The organism is Methylobacterium dankookense (genome assembly GCF_902141855.1).
Taxonomy (GTDB): Bacteria; Pseudomonadota; Alphaproteobacteria; order Rhizobiales; family Beijerinckiaceae; genus Methylobacterium; species Methylobacterium dankookense.
Window position 1 is genome coordinate 1 of record NZ_CABFVH010000072.1, and the last position, 17,746, is coordinate 17,746.

15 protein-coding genes are annotated in these 17,746 nt (G+C 72.2%); 11 read left to right on the forward strand and 4 right to left on the reverse strand.

The window, feature by feature from the left end:
* Positions 1-18 precede the first annotated feature (18 nt).
* Positions 19-306, reverse strand: coding sequence for a hypothetical protein (locus MTDSW087_RS27900; protein WP_144768770.1), 288 nt, complete (start codon positions 304-306; stop codon positions 19-21).
* A gap of 352 nt (positions 307-658) precedes the next feature.
* Entirely contained in the window at positions 659-799 is a 141-nt protein-coding gene (locus MTDSW087_RS30505; protein ID WP_186384025.1) for a hypothetical protein, read from the reverse strand.
* Between the two features lie 462 nt (positions 800-1,261).
* On the opposite strand from MTDSW087_RS30505, the gene MTDSW087_RS27905 reads away from it, so the two are divergent.
* Entirely contained in the window at positions 1,262-2,428 is a 1,167-nt protein-coding gene (locus tag MTDSW087_RS27905; protein ID WP_144768790.1) for an alpha/beta hydrolase, read from the forward strand.
* Between the two features lie 297 nt (positions 2,429-2,725).
* Positions 2,726-4,993, forward strand: coding sequence for a TonB-dependent siderophore receptor (locus MTDSW087_RS27910; protein WP_144768772.1), 2,268 nt, complete (start codon positions 2,726-2,728; stop codon positions 4,991-4,993).
* A 216-nt stretch (positions 4,994-5,209) separates the two neighbouring features.
* On the opposite strand, the gene MTDSW087_RS27915 is transcribed toward MTDSW087_RS27910, so the two are convergent.
* Together MTDSW087_RS27915 and MTDSW087_RS27920 are read right to left on the reverse strand one after the other, a co-directional pair.
* The gene (locus tag MTDSW087_RS27915) at positions 5,210-6,841 is read right to left on the reverse strand and encodes an acyl-CoA synthetase (protein ID WP_144768774.1); all 1,632 of its coding nucleotides are present in this window, start codon (positions 6,839-6,841) and stop codon (positions 5,210-5,212) included.
* Positions 6,842-6,959: 118 nt separating this feature from the next.
* Positions 6,960-7,520, reverse strand: coding sequence for a PAS domain-containing protein (locus tag MTDSW087_RS27920; RefSeq protein WP_144768776.1), 561 nt, complete (start codon positions 7,518-7,520; stop codon positions 6,960-6,962).
* A 334-nt stretch (positions 7,521-7,854) separates the two neighbouring features.
* Here MTDSW087_RS27920 and MTDSW087_RS27925 point away from each other — a divergent pair, with 334 nt between their 5' ends.
* The 9 genes from MTDSW087_RS27925 to MTDSW087_RS27965 all read left to right on the forward strand — a co-directional run bounded on the left by MTDSW087_RS27925 (position 7,855) and on the right by MTDSW087_RS27965 (position 17,283).
* Complete coding sequence (locus MTDSW087_RS27925; RefSeq protein WP_144768778.1) at positions 7,855-8,514, forward strand: ParA family protein; 660 nt, start codon at positions 7,855-7,857, stop codon at positions 8,512-8,514.
* Positions 8,498-8,866: a ribbon-helix-helix domain-containing protein gene (locus MTDSW087_RS27930; RefSeq protein WP_144768780.1), complete on the forward strand. Its 369-nt coding sequence runs from the start codon at positions 8,498-8,500 to the stop codon at positions 8,864-8,866. Before MTDSW087_RS27925 ends, MTDSW087_RS27930 begins: the two co-directional genes overlap by 17 nt.
* 552 nt (positions 8,867-9,418) lie before the next feature.
* Positions 9,419-10,669 (forward strand): septal ring lytic transglycosylase RlpA family protein, encoded by a 1,251-nt coding sequence (locus tag MTDSW087_RS27935; protein WP_144768781.1) that lies wholly within the window; start codon positions 9,419-9,421, stop codon positions 10,667-10,669.
* Between the two features lie 236 nt (positions 10,670-10,905).
* Positions 10,906-12,129 carry a D-alanyl-D-alanine carboxypeptidase family protein gene (locus tag MTDSW087_RS27940; protein ID WP_186384026.1) on the forward strand — a complete coding sequence of 408 codons (1,224 nt, stop codon included), beginning with the start codon at positions 10,906-10,908 and terminating at the stop codon, positions 12,127-12,129.
* Positions 12,130-12,190: 61 nt separating this feature from the next.
* Positions 12,191-12,847: a dTMP kinase gene (gene tmk, locus MTDSW087_RS27945; protein ID WP_186384027.1), complete on the forward strand. Its 657-nt coding sequence runs from the start codon at positions 12,191-12,193 to the stop codon at positions 12,845-12,847.
* Positions 12,837-13,895: a DNA polymerase III subunit delta' gene (locus MTDSW087_RS27950; protein WP_144768785.1), complete on the forward strand. Its 1,059-nt coding sequence runs from the start codon at positions 12,837-12,839 to the stop codon at positions 13,893-13,895. Before tmk ends, MTDSW087_RS27950 begins: the two co-directional genes overlap by 11 nt.
* A gap of 35 nt (positions 13,896-13,930) precedes the next feature.
* Positions 13,931-15,487, forward strand: a complete 1,557-nt coding sequence (metG, locus tag MTDSW087_RS27955; protein WP_144768786.1) for a methionine--tRNA ligase — start codon at positions 13,931-13,933, stop codon at positions 15,485-15,487.
* A 139-nt stretch (positions 15,488-15,626) separates the two neighbouring features.
* The gene (locus MTDSW087_RS27960; protein WP_144768792.1) at positions 15,627-16,436 is read left to right on the forward strand and encodes a TatD family hydrolase; all 810 of its coding nucleotides are present in this window, start codon (positions 15,627-15,629) and stop codon (positions 16,434-16,436) included.
* Positions 16,437-16,479: 43 nt separating this feature from the next.
* Entirely contained in the window at positions 16,480-17,283 is an 804-nt protein-coding gene (locus tag MTDSW087_RS27965) for an MBL fold metallo-hydrolase (RefSeq protein WP_144768788.1), read from the forward strand.
* Positions 17,284-17,746 lie beyond the last annotated feature (463 nt).

Genomic DNA, 17,746 nt, shown 5'->3' on the forward strand with positions numbered 1-17,746 from the left:
TTCGATTCGGAGACGGCATCAGATGTGAAAAAGAGACGGCCCGGGGGGGGGCCGGGCGCGGCCGAGGCCGAGGCCGAGGCCGGCCGCCTCGTCCGCGGCGCCGTCGGCGGGCCCGGCATAGCGCAGGCCACCGCTGCCGGCGTCGGAGGGGCGCAGCTGCGCCCGGGCCGGCGCGGCGGCGAGCAGGGCAGGGAGGAGGACGGGCAGGAAGACCGGGAGAAGGGCCGGCAGACGGGCGGCGCGCAGGGACGGGCCGCCGGCCCGGCCCACGTCGCGCTGCTCCTCGGCGTCTGTGATGCCCCGCACCGGCCCGATCCCCGTCCCCCGTGCGGGGCCGCGCCGGCCGCGTCGGCGGCGCGGTCGCCGCCCGCATGGTTAACGAAGGGTAGGCGGACGGGGTTAACGGCCGGTCAACGGCAGGCTCGGGCCGGGCTCGACCGGTCGTCATGCGAAGCGTCGGCTCGTCCCAATCCTCGACCTCATCCTGAGGTGCGCAGCGTCAGCCGAGCCTCGAAGGCGGCCTCCAGACGTCGCCGCGATCCCTGGAGGCCTCCTTCGAGGCCCCCGCTTCGCTGCGGCGCCTCAGGATGAGGTCGAGGAGGGGATCGGCGAAAGCGACAGCCTGAACGATCCGCTCGAACAGGCCCCCGGACCGGGCTCAGCGGCGGGTGCGGGCCGTGGCGCGGGCGGCGCGCAGGTCGCCGCGGATCTCGGTCAGGGCCAGCTCGAGATTGGCGAAGGTGAACAGCGCGATCGTCGCGATCAGGGCGGCGGAGACGAGGGGTTGGACGGCGTCCATGGTGGGGAACCTCTACGGGCCGGCGATCGGATGGCGGGATCGGCCGGCGCTGATCCGGAGATGGGTGCCCCGGCCCGGCCGCACGACCCACGGGCGCGCGGGGTCAGGCATGTGCCGGGCTCGGGCGGCGTGCGCGGGCACACGGGGCCCGGCAAAAGGGGACTGGCAAGGGGACTGGACGGCGCCCCGGCGGGATCCGGGGACATCTTCGGAAACCCTTGGTCCAACGGGCGTTTCAAACGGGCGTCGCAGTGGCGTGCCATGGCCGCGCCACGGCTGGCACGGCCGCGCATTTGCGCGATAAGGCCCGCGTCCGGCGCGGGCCGCGGCGGGCATCCGGGAGACCGGGGAGGGGGCATGGCGGGCATGGCGGCGGGCAAGGTGACGGCCAAGGCGGCAGGACGTTCGGCTGGGCTCTCGTGGGGAAGGCCGGGCGCGTCCGGCCCCGGGCGGCGCGCCGCCCTGCTCCGCGCGGCCGCCGGGACGGCGCTCGCGGCCCTTGCCGCCTTCGCGACGGCCCCCCTCGCCCCGGCCCGGGCCCAGCCGGCGGCCGACCGCTCGGCCCCCACGGTGGCGGGCTACTTCTTCATCGGCGGGCGCTACCAGCGGGTCGAGGACAAGACCGTGATGGTGGGGCAGATGTTCGTGCAGTCCCGCAGCCCGGCCAAGCCCACGCAGGCCCTGCCGATCGTGATGGTGCACGGCGTCGCCCAGAGCGGCGTGAACTTCCTCGGCACCCCGGACGGCCGGCCCGGCTGGGTCCAGTACTTCGTGGAGCAGGGCTTCCGGGTCTACGTGGTCGATCAGGTCGGGCGCGGGCGCTCGGGCACCAACCCGGAGGTCTACGGGCCCTATACCCGGCTCTCGGCGCGCACGCTGGAGGAGACCTACACCGCCCAGGAGGTCTACGACCTGTTCCCGCAGGCCAAGCTCCACACCCAGTGGCCCGGCGGCCCCGGCGTGCAGGGCAACCCGGCCTTCGACCAGTTCATGGCGAGCCAGGTGCCCTACCTCGCCAACAGCCAGCAGACGGAGGAGCTCGTCACCCCCGCCCTCGTCGCGCTGATCGACAAGATCGGCCCGGCCATCCTGCTCACCCACGGCCAGGGCGCCCTGTTCGGCTGGGCCGTCTCGGACCAGCGGCCCGACCTCGTGAAGGCCCATGTGGCGGTGGAGCCGAACGGGCCGCCCTTCTTCGACGTGCGCTTCCGCGGCGGCAAGGATTTCTGGGAGCGGGCGGGCGAGGGCCGGGCCCGGGCCTACGGCATCACCCGGATGCCCCTGACCTTCGACCCGCCGGTCAACGCGCCGGAGGACCTCGCCGTCGCGCAGGCCAAGGCGCCCACCGCCGAGGGCCGCATCCGCTGCTGGCTGCAGGCCGAGCCCGCGCGCAAGCTGCCGAACCTCGCGCGCGTCCCCACCGTGATCGTCACGGCCGAGGCCTCCTTCCGGGCGCCCACCGACGACTGCACCGCCGCCTTCCTGGCCCAGGCGGGGGCCAAGCCCGATTCCCTGCGCCTCGTCGAGGCCGGCATCCGCGGCAACGGCCACATGATGATGCTGGAGAAGAACAGCGACCAGGTGGCCGGCACCGTCGCCGGCTGGATCAAGGCGCGGCTGGCGAAATAGACGGGCCGTCGAGGGCGGATCCCGGGCCGCCCTCGACTGTACCGCGACCGGGTGCGGCGCCGGGACATCCGCCGCATATCCCGGCTCGACGCCCCCTCATCGGAATAGTGACCGTCGGGTCACAGGCGCTGCTTTGCGTGACGCCGGGCTTTGCATGCATCTTGTGCGGCGAGCCGGACGGGCGTACGCATCGAGTCGAAAAGCTCAAGCATTTCACCAACTTAGCATCATTCTAAACTGTACCGCAGCGCGGCCGGGTCCGGTTCGGACATGGCGCCCGGCTGCCCGGAATCCGCCATGTCCGCGATCACCCGCCTCCCGATCCCGTTCCGCACCCGCCGGGCCGCGATCCTGTCCGGCGCCTCCCTCCTCGTGCTGGCCCAGGCCGCCGCGGCCCAGGAGGCGACGCCGCCCCGCCGCGGGACCGGCAGGCCGCCCGCGGAGGCGAGCGTGCAGCTCGGGGAGATCAGCGTCGAGGGCCAGGGCAACGGGCCGGGCCGGGGCGGTGCCGGCGGTGGGGCCGGGGTGCGCGCCGTCGAGAGCCCGACCGGCCCGGTGAACGGCTTCGTGGCGACGCGCTCGGCGACCGCGACCAAGACCAACACGCCGCTGATCGAGACGCCGCAATCGATCACCGTCGTCGGCCGCGAGCAGATCGACACCCAGAAGGCCCAGACCCTGACCCAGGCGACGCAATACGCGGCCGGCCTCTACTCGGGCACCTTCGGCGCGGATTCCCGCCTCGACTACTTCATCCTGCGCGGCTTCCTGGCGAGCGATTACGGCCTCTACCGCGACGGCCTGCAGCTGCTGAACTACGGCTTCGCCTATTTCCGCACCGAGACGTTCGGCCTGGAGCGCATCGAGGTGCTGCGCGGCCCCGCCGCCGTGCTGTTCGGCGCCGGCACGCCGGGCGGCCTGATCAACCAGGTGACCAAGCGCCCGCCGCTCGACCCGCTGCGCTACATCGAGGTGGGCGGCGGCGCCTTCGGGCAGGGCGGCTTCGGCTACGCCGCCTTCGCCCTCGGCGGCCCCGCCGATGCCGACGGCCACTGGTTCTACCGCCTCACCGGCAGCGGCCGGATCGGCGGCAACCAGGTCGAGGGCGCGCCGGAGGATCGCGGCTACATCGCGCCGGCCATCACCTACAAGCCGGACGGGGCCACGAAGCTCACCATCCTGTCGAGCTTCCAGTACGACAACGCGGCGGTGACCGCGAACTTCCTGCCCTATTACGGCACCGTGCGGCCGAACGCGTCCGGCCTGCGCATCCCGCGCTCGCTCAATGTCGGCGATGTCGGCCTCAACACCTTCCGGCGCGAGCAGGCCTATGCGGGCTACGAGTTCGAGCACGCCTTCAACGAGACCTGGACCTTCCGCCAGAACCTCCGCTACTCCTACGTGGACAGCTTCCAGAACTCCTATATCGGCAACGACTACACGGCCGGCACGGCGCAGACGCGGCTCTCCCGCTACCAGTTCCGCGACAGCGCGCGGGCGGGCCTGTTCCAGGTCGACAACCAGGCCGAGGCGCGCTTCTTCGACGGCTTCTTCCGGCACAACCTGCTGCTCGGGCTCGACTACAAGAACTACAACCTGCACGACAACCAGGCCTCGACATTCCCCGGGCCCGACATCAGCATCCTGTTCCCGGTCTACGGCCAGCGCGTCGCCGCGCCGCTGCCCTACCTCATCAACGTCAACTCCTTCGAGCAGCTCGGCCTCTACGCCCAGGACCAGATCAAGCTCACCGACAACCTGACCCTGGTGCTCGGCCTGCGCCAGGACTTCGCCGACAACCGCATCCGCAACCTGCTCACGCCCTCGGCCAGCAACGGCCGCAGCGACAACGCGCTCACCTACCGCACGGCGCTGATCTACAATTTCGACTTCGGGCTCGCGCCCTACATCAGCTACTCGACCTCGTTCCAGCCGCAGATCGGCACCGCCTTCAGCGGCCAGGCCTTCCGGCCCGAGACCGGCGACCAGATCGAGGGCGGCGTGAAGTTCGAGCCGCCGGGGCAGGGCTATTTCCTGACGCTCGCGGGCTTCGACATCAACCGCCAGGGCGTGACGGTGCCGGACCCGGCCAACCTCTTCTTCCAGATCCAGTCCGGCGCGCAGCGCTCCACCGGCTTCGAGGCGCAGCTCACCGTCACCCTCGCGGAGGGGCTGAACGCGGTGGCGGCCTTCACGAGCTACGACCTCGTCACCACCAAGGACGCCGACCCGGCGCGGGTCGGCCGCACCCCGGTCAACATCCCCGAGACCTTCGCCTCGGCCTTCGTCGACTACACGATCCCCGCGGGCGCGTGGCGCGGCTTCGGCTTCGGCGGCGGCGTGCGCTATGTCGGGCGCTCCTACGCGGACGTCGCCAACACGCTCAAGGTCTCGGACTTCGTGCTGTTCGACGCGCAGGTGCACTACAACTTCGACAACTGGCGCATCGCGGTGAACGCCACGAATATCGGCGACCGGCGCTTCGTCTCGTCCTGCCAGTCGGCGACCGCCTGCTTCTACGGCGACGCCCGCCGCGTGGTGGCGAGCCTGAGCTACAAGTGGTGAAGGCCTGAGCGCCAAGTCCCGGGATCGTTGAGTCCCGGGATCGTTGAGTCCCGGGATACCCAAGGGCCCGAGGCCCTTGGGCGGGGTCCCGGGGCGCGTAGCCCCGGGTTCGAGTGTTCCTGCCCGGCGAAGCCGGGCAGGAACACTCGAATGCAGGGTTCCACCCTGCACCCGCGAAAGGTCTCGACCTTTCGAAACCGTGACCCTGGCCGGCTCTCAGCCCTCCCGCGCCCGCTCGCGCAGGATGAACTTCTGGATCTTGCCGGTGGAGGTCTTGGGCAATTCGCCGAAGACCACGTGGCGGGGCAGCTTGTAGGGGGCGAGGCGCTCGCGGCACCAGGCGATCAGGGCGTCGGCATCCGCCTCGGAGCCGGGCTTCAGCTCCACGAAGGCGCACGGGGTCTCGCCCCACTTGGCGTCGGGCTTGGCCACCACCGCGGCGGCCGCCACGGCCGGGTGCTTGAACAGGGCGTCCTCGACCTCGATCGAGGAGATGTTCTCGCCCCCTGAGATGATGATGTCCTTCGAGCGGTCCTTGAGCTGCACGTAGCCGTCGGGGTGCTTCACCCCGAGGTCGCCGGTGCGGAACCAGCCGCCCGCGAAGGCTCCTTGCGTGGATTTCGGGTTCTTCAGGTAGCCGCGCATCACCACGTTGCCGCGCATCATCACCTCGCCGATGGTGGTGCCGTCGGCGGGGACCGGCTCCATCGTCTCGGGGTCGCGCACGTCGAGGCCCTCGAGCACGGGGTAGCGCACGCCCTGGCGCGCCTTCTTGGCCGCCTGCTCCTCGGGGGAGAGCGCGTCCCACTCCGCGTGCCAGGCGTTGACCACGGCCGGGCCGTAGCTCTCGGTGAGGCCGTAGAGATGGGTGACGTCGAAGCCCGCCTCGCGCATGCCGGCGAGCACCGCCTCGGGCGGCGGCGCGGCGGCGGTGAAGAAGGCGACGCGCCGGGGCAGGGGGCGGCGCTCCGCCTCGGGCGCGTTGATGAGGAGCTGCATCACGATCGGCGCCCCGCAGAGATGCGTGACCCCGTGCTCGGCCATCAGGGCGTACATCGCCCCGGCCCGGACCTGGCGCAGGCAGACATGGGTGCCGGCCACGATGGAGAGGGTCCAGGGGAAGCACCAGCCGTTGCAGTGGAACATCGGCAGGGTCCAGAGATAGACCGGGTGCTGGCCGAGATTGCAGGTGACCACGTTGCCGAGCGCCAAGAGCGCCGCGCCGCGATGGTGGTAGACCACCCCCTTCGGGTCGCCCGTGGTGCCCGAGGTGTAGTTCAGGCTGATCGCGTCCCACTCGTCCGGCGGCAGCGCCCAGTCGAAGTCCGGGTCGCCGGCGGCGAGGAATTCCTCGTACTCCGCCTCACCGAGCCGCTCGCCCGGGCCGTCATATTCGGGATCGTCGACGTCGATCACCAGCGGCGGGCTCTTCAGACGCTCCAGGGCCGGCTTGATGGTGCGGGCGAATTCCCGGTCGGTGATCAGCACCTTGGCCTCGCCATGCTCCAGGCAGAAGGCGATGGCGGCGGCGTCGAGGCGGGTGTTGAGCGTGTTGAGCACCGCCCCCGTCATCGGCACGCCGTAATGGCACTCGACCATGGCGGGCGTGTTGGCGAGCATCACCGCCACCGTGTCGCCGCGCCCCAGCCCGCGCCGGTGGAGCGCCGAGGCGAGGCGGCGGCAGCGGTCGTAGAGCTCGGCATAGCTGCGCCGCAGGGGCCCGTGGATCACGGCGACGTGGTCGGGGAAGGTCCGGGCGGCCCGGTCGAGATAGCCCAGCGGCGTCAGCGGCTGGTGGTTGGCCGGGACCCGGTCGAGGTCGCGGTCGTAGATGGTGTCGGCACGCACCGTGGAACCTCCCGGCAAGCCCGCGCGGCTCTTGAGCGACGTCGACATCCGCCATCCCGAGGGGATCAATCGGATGTCGGATGAAACGCGCGAGAGTAGCTGCGGCCCGCCGCCGCGATCAATGGCGGGCGCCGGCCTCCGGCGCGCGCAGGGAGCGGGGGGGCTCGAAGCCGATCTGGGTCATCAATTCGTCCACCCGGCCGATGAGGGCGGGCCGCCGCATCGCCTCGGCGAGGCTGCGCAGGGCGATGGCGTGCTCGGCCATGCGGTTCACGAGGTGCTCGGAGCGGTGCAGGTCGACCATGCGGTTCTCGGTGAGGTCGATGGCGATGCCCCGGCCCTGGCCGGTGCGGCCGGAGGGGTCGCGCTCGATGCGCCCGCGCATCAGCACCTTGCGCATCCCGGCCCGGCCGTCGCGGGTGCGGAACTCCGCCTCCAGCGGGCCGCCATGCTCGCCCACCGCGTGCAGGTAGCTCTCGATCCGCGCCCGGTCCTCCGGATGGGTCCGGTCGAGGAAGGTGGCGAGCGGCACCCCCGCCGCCGCGGCCTCGGGGTCCAGGCCGAGCAGGGCGGCGAAGGGGGCCGACAGCACGAGGCTGCCGCGCCAGTGATCGTGGGTCCACGCCCCCACGACGCCGGACGCGTCGAGCATCGCCTGCGGGATCTGGGCCTGCGCCATGGGGCACCTCGGCAAGTGTCCAGCCGTCCGCCCGCCGCCCCGGCCTCAGGCAAACCTGAGGTTAATATCTGGGGTCAGCGGCGTCCTTGAGGTTACATCTTAGGACACGACGCCTTCCCAGGGAAGCCCGAGACCGGTGGCCGGCGCGAGAGCCAACCTCAGATTGCCGAATCGGACCTGAGAGCCGCCGTCCCGGCCCGTCCGGCCGCGCCGATCTTAACCAGGCCTTAACCATAATCGGGCTCAGTCGCGGGATCAGAGCATCCTTGCGTCACAGGATGCCCGCAGCGGCGGGCGCCGGCGCGGGGAGGGTGCGGGACCAGGCGGGGACGGCATGAAAGCGATCACCTTCGTCACCCAGAAAGGCGGCAGCGGCAAGAGCACCCTGTGCATCTCGCTCGCGGTCGCCGCGCGCGAGGCCGGCCACACGGTCTGCATCCTGGAGATGGACCGGCAGGCCACGATCTCGGACTGGCTCGACCACCGCACGGAGGAGGGGCCGGAGGTGGCCCAGATCGACGCCACGCAGATCGAGGCCGTGATGGAGCGCCTGCGCGAATCGGCCTACGACTACGTCTTCATCGACACGCCCGGCGTCGATTCCACCGGCACCCTCGCGGCGATCCGCGCGGCCGACCTCTGCATCATCCCCTGCCGGCCGACGCCCGCGGACCTGCGCGCCTTCAAGCCGACGCTCGCCGCGATCTACCGGCTGGAGAAGAAGTTCGCCTTCGTGCTCAACCAGACGCCCCCCCGCTCCTACCGCATCCGCGACGCGGCGGACGGGCTCGCGGTGCTCGGCATCCTGCCGGACGTGAACATCGTGGCCCGCACCGACCACCAGGACGCGATCGGCCTCGGCCAGGGCGTCACCGAGTTCAACCCCAAGGGCCAGGCCGCGGGCGAGGTGCGCCGGCTCTGGGCCTGGATCGAGCGGCGCATGCAGGCGGGCCGGACGGGTCGGCGGACGGTGAAGCATGCCGAAGCCGCCTAAGCTCAGCCTTGCCGCCATCGTCGCCTCGGCGACCCCGCCGGCCAAGGCGTTGCCCAAGACGCTCGCCAAGCCCGCCGCGCTTTCCGCCGCGCATCCCGGCCGGCCCGCCCAGGGCGGCGCCGAGATCGTGCAGCTCGACCTCCCGGCCCCGCGCCGGGGCGGCCACACCCTGAAGGAGCGGGCGCGCCAGATGTCGGTCTATCTGGAGCCCCCGGTCTACGACCAGCTCCGCGACCTGGCCCATGCCGAGCGCACCAAGATGCACGGCCTGATGCTGGAGGCCCTCGACCTGCTCTTCCGCCAGCGCGGCGCCCGCTCGATCGCGCAGCTCACCGATCCGGACGGGCGTTGATTTCGTCCGTTGCCGCAAGGGATTGAGCGGAGGTTTTGAGGCTCTGCGCGAGGAGAACGGCTGCTCGCGGCTTCCCCTCCTCCCCATCCAGATCGGGCCAGCCCGATCTGGACAGGCAAGGGCAGATCTCGGGCAAGCCCGAGATCTGTGGGAGGAGAGGCCCGGCGTGGACCCAAGCGACCTCTCCGGACAGTCCTCATCCCTCACCCCAGCCCTCTCCCGAACGGGAGAGGGGGCCTGTCGCGGATCCCTTGATCGTGCGGAAGCCGGGCGCCCCTCCCCGTGGACAGAAGGGCCCTTGCAGCGCGCTTTCTGGCGTGAAGCCAAATGCTTCGCTGGATCTCCTCACCCATCACATCAGAGGCGGGAATCTGTGGACCCGTCCACGTCCTGCCCCGCCGCAGCGGGATCGTTCAGGCTTCCTTTACGGCGTCCGGACAAATCTCGGTGCGTCCGGCCTCGGAGCGATGGTGTGCTTCGGGCCGGTCCGGACCCCGGCGCCGGTCGCGCCGGGCCCCCGCGTGGCGTATCGGGAGTGGCCTGGTGGTTGGCATGGGCAAGACGCTCGCGCAGATGGCGGGGACGAGCCATCGGCGCGGACCGGCGCTGCGACTCGCCGCCGTCTCGGCGGTGGCACTCCTGACCGCGAATTGCAGCAGCAACACCCAGAAATTCGCCGGCGGGCCCTCGGGCAACGGCATCGACCCGAAATACGGGGTCAAGGCGAGCCCGCGCCTCTACAACGAGGGCGACGTGATCCCGAAGGGCGGCGGGCGCCGCTTCTCCGGCAAGCCCTACATGGTGGCCGGCAAGACCTACGTGCCGCGCGAGGACGCCAAGGGCTACGTGCGCGAGGGCCTGGCCTCCTGGTACGGCTCGGCCTTCCACGGCCGCATGACGGCGAACGGCGAGGTCTTCGACCGCCACTCGATCGCCGCCGCGCACCCGACCCTGCCGCTGCCGAGCTACGCCCGCGTCACCAATCTCGAGAACGGCTACTCGATGGTGGTGCGCGTCAACGACCGCGGCCCCTACCATGCGGGCCGGGTGATGGACATTTCCGAGGAGGCGGCCCGCGCCCTCGACTTCCACCGCAAGGGCACGGCGCGGGTGCGCGTCGCCTATATCGGCAAGGCCTCGGTCGCCGGCAGCGACGACCGCAAGCTGATGGCGACGCTGCGCACCGACGGCCAGCCCGCCGGCCTGCGCAGCCCCGTCATGGTCGCCGATCTCGGCCCCTCCGAGGAGCCGGTGGAGAGCTTCGCCAAACCCGCCCGCGCGCCGCTGGCCTTCAAGCCCGCCCCCGAGGCCGAGCCGGAGGAGGCGCCGCGCCCCGCCCGGCGCCCGGCGCCGGTCCTCGTCGCGAGCGCCGCCGTCGCGGTGCCGCCGGCCCTGCAGCCGACCGCGCCCCGCGCCGCCGCCTTCCGGGCCGCGCCGGTCGCCGGCCTCAACCCGGTCGGCCAAGCCGCCGGCATGCCCGGCCAAGCCGCCGGCAGGCCCGGTCAAGCTGCCGACAGGCCCGGCCCCGCGCCGATGCGGCTCGCCGCCGGACCCGCGGCGAAGCCGGCCGCGCCGGCCAAGGGCGCCCCGACCCATCTCGCCGCCCGGCCCGTGGCCCCGGCGGCGATGCCGGCCTCCGCCAAGCTCGCCATGGCCCGCCTCACGGCGACCGCCGCGCCCGCGCCCAAGGGCGATGCCAAGGCCGGCAAGTCTCCGGAGAAGGGCGCCCCCGCGAAGCTCGCCGCCGGCCCCGCCGCCAAGCCCCCGGGCCGCCACACCGACCGCCTCGCCGGAATCTATTGATCCGGGCGTCGAGAGGGATCATCCCTCTCGTGGGTCCAGGGCGAAGCCCTGGGAAGAACCGGGGCTCTGCCCTGGACCCGCCAAAGGGATGATCCCTTTGGAAACCCGGTCCGATCCGGGCCCGCGGCGTTTTCCCGTTCGATCCCGCGGTGAAACCGCTTTATGGTCACGCTTGTTATCCGATCAGGCGTCGGCGGCGGGTGACCGGGCGGTCCCGGCCGGCGCGGGAGATGGCGATGCGCACGTCCCTCTGGACTCTCCTGGCCGCGGCCTGCGCGCTGGCCCTCGCCCAGCCCGTCCGCGCGCAGACCTTCCAGACCGCGGCCCCCCACGCGATCCTGATGGATGCCGATTCCGGCTCAGTGCTGTTCGAGAAGGCCGCCGACGAGCCCTTCGCCCCGGCCAGCATGGCCAAGCTGATGACCACGGACATCGTGTTCGAGGCGCTGAAATCCGGCCGCCTCTCCATGGACACCGAGTTCACGGTGACCGAGGACGCGTGGCGCCGCGGCGGGGCCGGGGGCGGCGGCTCCTCGATGTTCGCGCAGGTGAACAGCCGCATCAAGATGTCGGACCTGATCCGCGGCCTCATCGTGCAGTCGGGCAACGACGCGGCGATCACCATCGCCGAGAACATGGCGGGCTCCGAGGGCAGCTTCGCCAACATGATGAACCAGCGCGCCAGCGAGATCGGGCTGACGCGCTCGACCTTCCGCAACGCGACCGGCTACTCGGCGCCCGACCAGAAGGTCACCGCGCGCGACATGGCCAAGCTCGCGCTGCACCTGATCGAGACCTATCCGGACCTGTACAAGATCTTCGCCGAGCGCGAGTTCACCTGGAACAAGATCAAGCAGCAGAACCGCAACCCGCTCCTGACCCTCGACATCGGCGCGGACGGGCTGAAGACCGGCTACCTGGAGGAATCGGGCTACGCGCTCACCGCCTCGGCCGTGCAGAACGGCCAGCGCCTGATCCTCGTCCTCTCGGGGCTGAAGACCGCCCGCGACCGCGCCTCCGAGAGCCGCAAGCTGATGGAATGGGGCTTCCGCGCCTTCGAGCCGCGGCAGATCTTCGCGAGCGGCGAGACCGTGGCCGAGGCCTCGGTCTTCGGCGGCGAGAAGGGCTCGGTGCCGGTGGTGGCCAAGCGGCCGGTGCGGCTCCTGCTGCCGCGCGGCTCGGGCGACCGCGTCACCGCCAAGGTCGTCTACCAGGGCCCGCTGCCGGCCCCCGTGGAGGAGGGCCAGCCGATCGGGCGCCTGCGCGTGATGCGCGGCGACGCGGTCGCCCTCGACCAGCCGGTCTATGCGGGCGAGGCGGTCGGCCCCGGCACCCTGTCGCAGCGGGCGATGGACGCGGCGCTCGAGGTCGGCACCGACCTCGTCCGCCGCGCCTTCGACAAGGCGTCCGGCAAGGGCAAGGCGGACAAGACGGCCGAGAAGACGGCCAACCCGTCCTGACACGTCCCGGCGTGGCACGTGCCGGCTTGACGCTGGGGCGGGAACGCCCGATGCCGCCGCCATGAGCTCAGGCGCGTTCATCACCTTCGAGGGCGGGGAGGGGGCCGGCAAGTCGACGCAGGTCGAGCGCCTCGCCGGCGCCCTGCGGCCCCGGCGCACCGTGGTCGTCACCCGCGAGCCCGGCGGCACGAAGCGGGCCGAGGAGATCCGCGCCGCGCTGCTCGGCGGCCTCGCCAAGCCCTACGGCCCCTTCGCCGAGGCGCTGCTGTTCTCCGCCGCCCGCATCGACCATCTCGACCGCCTGATCCGCCCGGCGCTCGCGGACGGCGCGGTCGTGCTCTGCGACCGCTTCATGGATTCGACCCGCGCCTACCAGGGCGCCGCGGGCGGCCTCGCGGCGGGCACGGTGGCGGCCCTGGAGCGCGTGGTCGTCGGGGCGACGCGGCCCGACCTCACCCTGATCCTCGACCTCGATCCCGAGACCGGCCTCGCCCGGGCCCGCGCCCGCAGCGGGGCGGCCGACCGCTTCGAGGGCGAGGCCCTCGACTTCCACAGGCGCCTGCGCGCCGCCTTCCGCGCCATCGCCGAGGCCGAGCCCGGGCGCTGCGTGCTGATCGATGCCGGCGAGGCCCCCGACGCCGTCGCCGCCGCGATCCGCGCGGCTGTGACTGAGCGCCTGCCGCACCTGCTGCCGGAGGGGGCGAGCGATGCCGCCTGAACGCGATCCCGACGACGTCGAGGCCGGCGACCTCGCGGGCCTGCCGCGCCCGCGCGAGACCGCCCGCCTCGTCGGCCATGCCCAGGCCGAGGCCGCCTTCGCCACGGCCCACGCGGCCGGGCGCCTGCACCATGCCTGGCTGATCGCCGGCCCCCAGGGCATCGGCAAGGCGACCCTGGCCTACCGGGTCGCGCGGCGCCTGCTCGCCGACCCGGAGGGCTTCTCCGAGCCGGTCCCGGGCGATCCGGTCGCCCGCAAGATTGCCGCGCTCTCGCACCCCAACCTCGTGGCTTTGCGCCGCCACCGGGCGCCCGGCACCAAGACCCTGCCGACCCGGATCCCGGTCGACGCGGTGCGGCGCGCCCTCGACCTGTTCGGCTCCACCGCGGGCAACGAGGGCTGGCGCATCTGCATCGTCGACAGCGCCGAGGACCTCAACGCCAACAGCGCCAACGCCCTCCTGAAGATGCTGGAGGAGCCCCCGCCCCGGGCCCTGTTCCTGATCCTGGCCCACGCCCCCGGCCGGCTCCTGCCGACCATCCGCTCGCGTTGCCGGATGCTGTCCCTGCGCCCGCTCGCCGAGGCCGAGGTGGCCGAGGTGGTGACGGGCTTCCCCCCGCCCTTCGCGCGGCCGGATGCGGAGGCGCTGGCGCGGGCCGCGGCGCTCGCCGAGGGCTCGGTCGCCCGCGCCGTGGCGATGCTCGATCCCGTCCGGTCGGGGATCGTCGCCGAGACCGAGACCCTGCTCGCCCGCCGCGCGCATCCGGACTGGACCCGCGTGCTGGCGCTGGCCGAGCGGCTGGCGGGACGCGATGCGGAAGCCCTGTTCGAGGCCGCCAGCGAGACGGTGCAGCGCTTCGTCTCGGCCGAGCTCCACGCCCGCCGCCACGAGCCGCCGGCGCGCCTTGCGGCCCTGGTCGAGGTGTGTGACAAGTTCGCCCGCGCCGCCCGGGAGGCCGCGATCTACAATCTCGACCGCCGCCCCGTCGTCCTCGCGCTGTTCGCCGACCTCGCGGGCGCTACCTCCGCGGGCACGGCCCGCACCTGACCGGGCAGCACGCCCGCACCGGGAACGGACCTGACGTGACGGACAAGACTTTCGGCATCTCGACGGCGATCTCCTACCCGAACGGCGCGCCGCATATCGGCCACGCCTACGAGGTGATCGCCACCGACGCCATCGCCCGCTTCAAGCGCCTCGACGGCTACGACGTGCTCTTCTCCACGGGCACGGACGAGCACGGGCTGAAGATCCAGCAGGCGGCGACCCGGGCCGGCACCAGCCCCCGCGCCTATGTGGACGGCACGGCCGCCCCCTTCCGGGCGATGGCCGACCGGCTCGACTGCGCCTACGACCGCTTCATCCGCACCACGGAGGCCGAGCACTACGCGGCCGCCCAGGACCTGTGGCGGCGCATGGAGGCCAACGGCGACATCTACCTCGCCAAATATGCCGGCTGGTACTCGGTGCGCGACGAGGCCTATTACGACGAGGCCGAGACGGTGCTGGCCCCCGACGGCAGCCGCCGCTCGATCCGGACCGACACGCCCGTCGAGTGGATGGAGGAGGAGAACTTCCTGTTCCGCCTCTCCGCCTACCAGGACCGCCTGCTGGCGCTCTATGCCGAGCAGCCCGACTTCCTGGGGCCGGACACCCGGATGAACGAGGTCGCGAGCTTCGTGCGGAGCGGCCTCAACGATCTCTCGATCAGCCGCACCACCTTCGACTGGGGCGTGCCGGTGCCGGGCCATCCGGGCCACGTCATGTATGTCTGGGTCGACGCGCTGACGAACTACCTCACCGTCACGGGCTTCCCCGACGAAGCCGACGCGCGCAAGCGCTTCTGGCCCATGGACCTGCACGTCATCGGCAAGGACATCGTCCGCTTCCACGCGGTGTACTGGCCGGCCTTCCTGATGTCGGCCGGGCTGCCGCTCCCCAAGCGCGTGTTCGGCCACGGCTTCCTGCTCTCCAAGGGCGAGAAGATGTCGAAGTCGCTCGGCAACGTGGTCGACCCGCTCGACCTCGTGGAGACCTACGGGGTCGATCCGGTGCGCTACTTCGTGCTGCGCGAGGTGCCCTTCGGCGGCGACGGCAACTACAGCCACGACGGCATCATCAACCGCATCAACGCCGACCTCGCCAACGATCTCGGCAACCTCGCGCAGCGCTCGCTCTCGATGGTGGCCAAGAATTGCGGGGGTGCCGTTCCGGAGCCGGGTGCCTTCACGGCCGCCGACCGCGCGCTGCTCGAGGCCGCCGCGGCGCTGCCCGCCAAGGCGCGCGCCGCCATGGACGTGCCGGCGCCCCACACGGCGCTCGGCGAGATCTGGGCGGTCGTCGCCGAGGCCAACCGCTACTTCGCGGGCGAGGAGCCGTGGAAGCTCCGCAAGACCGATCCGGCGCGCATGAACACCGTGCTCTACGTGACGCTGGAGACGCTGCGCCTCGTCGGCATCCTGGTCCAGCCCTTCGTGCCGGGCGCCGCGGGCAAGCTCCTCGACCTGCTTGGCCTGCCGACGGAGAGCCGGATGCTGAGCGATGCGGGGCAGGGCGGCCGCCTCGTCCCCGGCACGGCGCTGCCCGCCCCCGCCCCGGTCTTCCCGCGCTTCGAGAAGCCGGAGGCGCCGGCCGCGTGAACGTTCCCCTCCCCCTTGCGGGGAGGGGTCAGGGGTGGGGGTGGTGCAGGAGGCACCGCCCCGCCTCATCCTGAACCACCCCCACCTCCGGCTCCTCCCCGCAAGGGGGAGGAGAGCACCCGCTGCCATGACCTCACCGATGCTGATCGACAGCCACTGCCATCTCGACTTCCCCGAATTCGCCGCCGACCTGCCCGGCGTGATCGCCCGGGCCGAGGCCGCGGGCGTCGGGCGCATGCTCACCATCTCGACCCGCGTGGCGAAGGCCGACACCTACCGCGCCATCGCCGAGGCGCATCCCGAAGTCTGGTTCACGGTCGGCACCCATCCGCACGGGGCGGCGGAGGAGCCGGAGGTGGCGCCCGAGACCATCGCGGCGCTGGCGGAGCATCCGCGCTGCGTCGGCATCGGCGAGGCGGGGCTCGACTACCATTACGACGACGCGGCGCCCGAGGCCGTGCAGGAGCGGGTGCTGCGCGCCCATATCGAGGCGGCCCGGCTCGCCGACCTGCCCCTCGTCATCCATGCCCGCGACGCGGACGCGCAGATGGAGCGCGTGCTCGCCGACGAGATGGCGCGGCGGCCCTTCCGGGCGGTGCTGCACTGCTTCTCCTCGGGGGCGCGGCTGGCGGAGGCCGGGGTCGAGCTCGGCCTGTTCGTGTCCTTCTCCGGCATCGTCACCTTCCGGCGCTCGCACGCGCTCCGGGACATCGCCAGGTCCGTCCCCCTCGACCGGATCCTGGTCGAGACCGACGCGCCCTTCCTGGCGCCGGAGCCCCATCGCGGCCGCACCAACGAGCCGGCCTACACCGCCGACACCGCGCGCGCGCTGGCCGAGACCCTCGGCCTGGAGCCGGCGGACTTCGCCCGCCTCACCACCGAGAACTTCTTCCGCCTGTTCGCGAAGGCGGCCAGCGCGGACCGCGCGGCGGGGACCCGAGAGGCGTGACAGGCAGCTTGCGCCTCGGATACGACCGAAGCGGGAGGTCCGGATGGCGACGTTGACCCTGCGCATCCTCGGTTGCGGCTCGTCTGGCGGCGTGCCGCGCGTCGGCTACGGCTGGGGTGCCTGCGATCCGGCCGAGCCGCGCAACCGCCGCCGCCGCTGCTCGCTCCTCGTCGAGCGGGGGGAGGGGGCGGAGGTCACCCGCGTCCTGATCGACACCTCGCCCGACCTGCGCGAGCAGCTCATCGACGCGAATGTCGTCCATCTCGACGCGGTGCTGTTCACCCACGCCCATGCCGACCACACCCACGGCATCGACGATCTGCGGCCGCTGGTGATCCAGATGCGCGCCCGCATCCCGACCTATGCCGACGCGATCACGCGGGCGCTGCTCACCGCCCGTTTCGGCTACTGCTTCGAGACGCCGCCCGGCAGCGCCTATCCACCGATCCTCGACCTGCATGCCCTGGCCGAGACCGGCGAGACGCGGGTGCCGGGGGCGGGGGGCGTGCTCAGCGCCGAGGCGCTCCCCGTGGAGCACGGCAACGAGGCGGCGCTCGGCTTCCGCTTCGGCCCGGCCGCCTACATGCCGGATGTCAGCCTGATCCCCGAGGCGGTGGAGGCGCGGCTGCACGGCCTCGACCTCCTGATCATCGACGCCCTGCGCGAGACCCCGCACCCGACCCATTACGCGGTCTCGGACGCGCTGGCCCTGATCGCCCGCGTGCGCCCGCGCCGGGCGGTGCTGACCAACCTGCACACCGACCTCGACTATGCCACCCTCAAGGCCCGCCTCCCGGCCGGCGTGGTGCCGGCCTATGACGGCATGCGCCTCGAGGTCGATCTCTGAGAGCCCGTACGGCCGGCGCATCCGATCTGCCGACCTCATCCTGAGGTGCGAGGCATCGGCCGAGCCTCGAAGGAGGCCTCCAGGGATCGCGGAAACACCCGGACCTCAGGATCGAGGGGCGAGCAGGCTCCGATGTCCGTCCTGGGGAGGCCCATAGAGGGCAGGGGAGGGTGCGGCAGGGCCTGCGACCGCATTTTTCTCGCAACCGCGAAGATGGGTGTTGACGCGGCTCCGAGTGCCCCTTATACCCCGCTCATCGGCGCCGGCCGCGAATGAGTGGCCCGGGCGCTGACGCTTCTTCTGATAGTTCTAGCGGGCTGATCCGGTAGGTAACCGGGTTGCCTGTTATTGCGTCGGCTGAAGAGTGTGGGCTTCGTTTTGGCCTGTCTGGTTTTGCCGCTTCGGCGGTGGTTCTGGCGGGGATGAGGAACGGAGTTGACACGGTCGAGCGAGGGCCTTAAAC

Bases quoted from the DNA above. Each gene is read 5' to 3' on its own strand.
- MTDSW087_RS30505 (WP_186384025.1), bottom strand. From the start codon at position 799: ATGGACGCCGTCCAACCCCTCGTCTCCGCCGCCCTGATCGCGACGATC.
- MTDSW087_RS27910 (WP_144768772.1), top strand. From the start codon at position 2,726: ATGTCCGCGATCACCCGCCTCCCGATCCCGTTCCGCACCCGCCGGGCC.
- MTDSW087_RS27920 (WP_144768776.1), bottom strand. From the start codon at position 7,520: ATGGCGCAGGCCCAGATCCCGCAGGCGATGCTCGACGCGTCCGGCGTC.
- MTDSW087_RS27925 (WP_144768778.1), top strand. From the start codon at position 7,855: ATGAAAGCGATCACCTTCGTCACCCAGAAAGGCGGCAGCGGCAAGAGC.
- MTDSW087_RS27930 (WP_144768780.1), top strand. From the start codon at position 8,498: ATGCCGAAGCCGCCTAAGCTCAGCCTTGCCGCCATCGTCGCCTCGGCG.
- MTDSW087_RS27935 (WP_144768781.1), top strand. From the start codon at position 9,419: ATGGGCAAGACGCTCGCGCAGATGGCGGGGACGAGCCATCGGCGCGGA.
- MTDSW087_RS27940 (WP_186384026.1), top strand. From the start codon at position 10,906: ATGCGCACGTCCCTCTGGACTCTCCTGGCCGCGGCCTGCGCGCTGGCC.
- tmk (WP_186384027.1), top strand. From the start codon at position 12,191: ATGAGCTCAGGCGCGTTCATCACCTTCGAGGGCGGGGAGGGGGCCGGC.
- MTDSW087_RS27950 (WP_144768785.1), top strand. From the start codon at position 12,837: ATGCCGCCTGAACGCGATCCCGACGACGTCGAGGCCGGCGACCTCGCG.
- MTDSW087_RS27960 (WP_144768792.1), top strand. From the start codon at position 15,627: ATGCTGATCGACAGCCACTGCCATCTCGACTTCCCCGAATTCGCCGCC.
- MTDSW087_RS27965 (WP_144768788.1), top strand. From the start codon at position 16,480: ATGGCGACGTTGACCCTGCGCATCCTCGGTTGCGGCTCGTCTGGCGGC.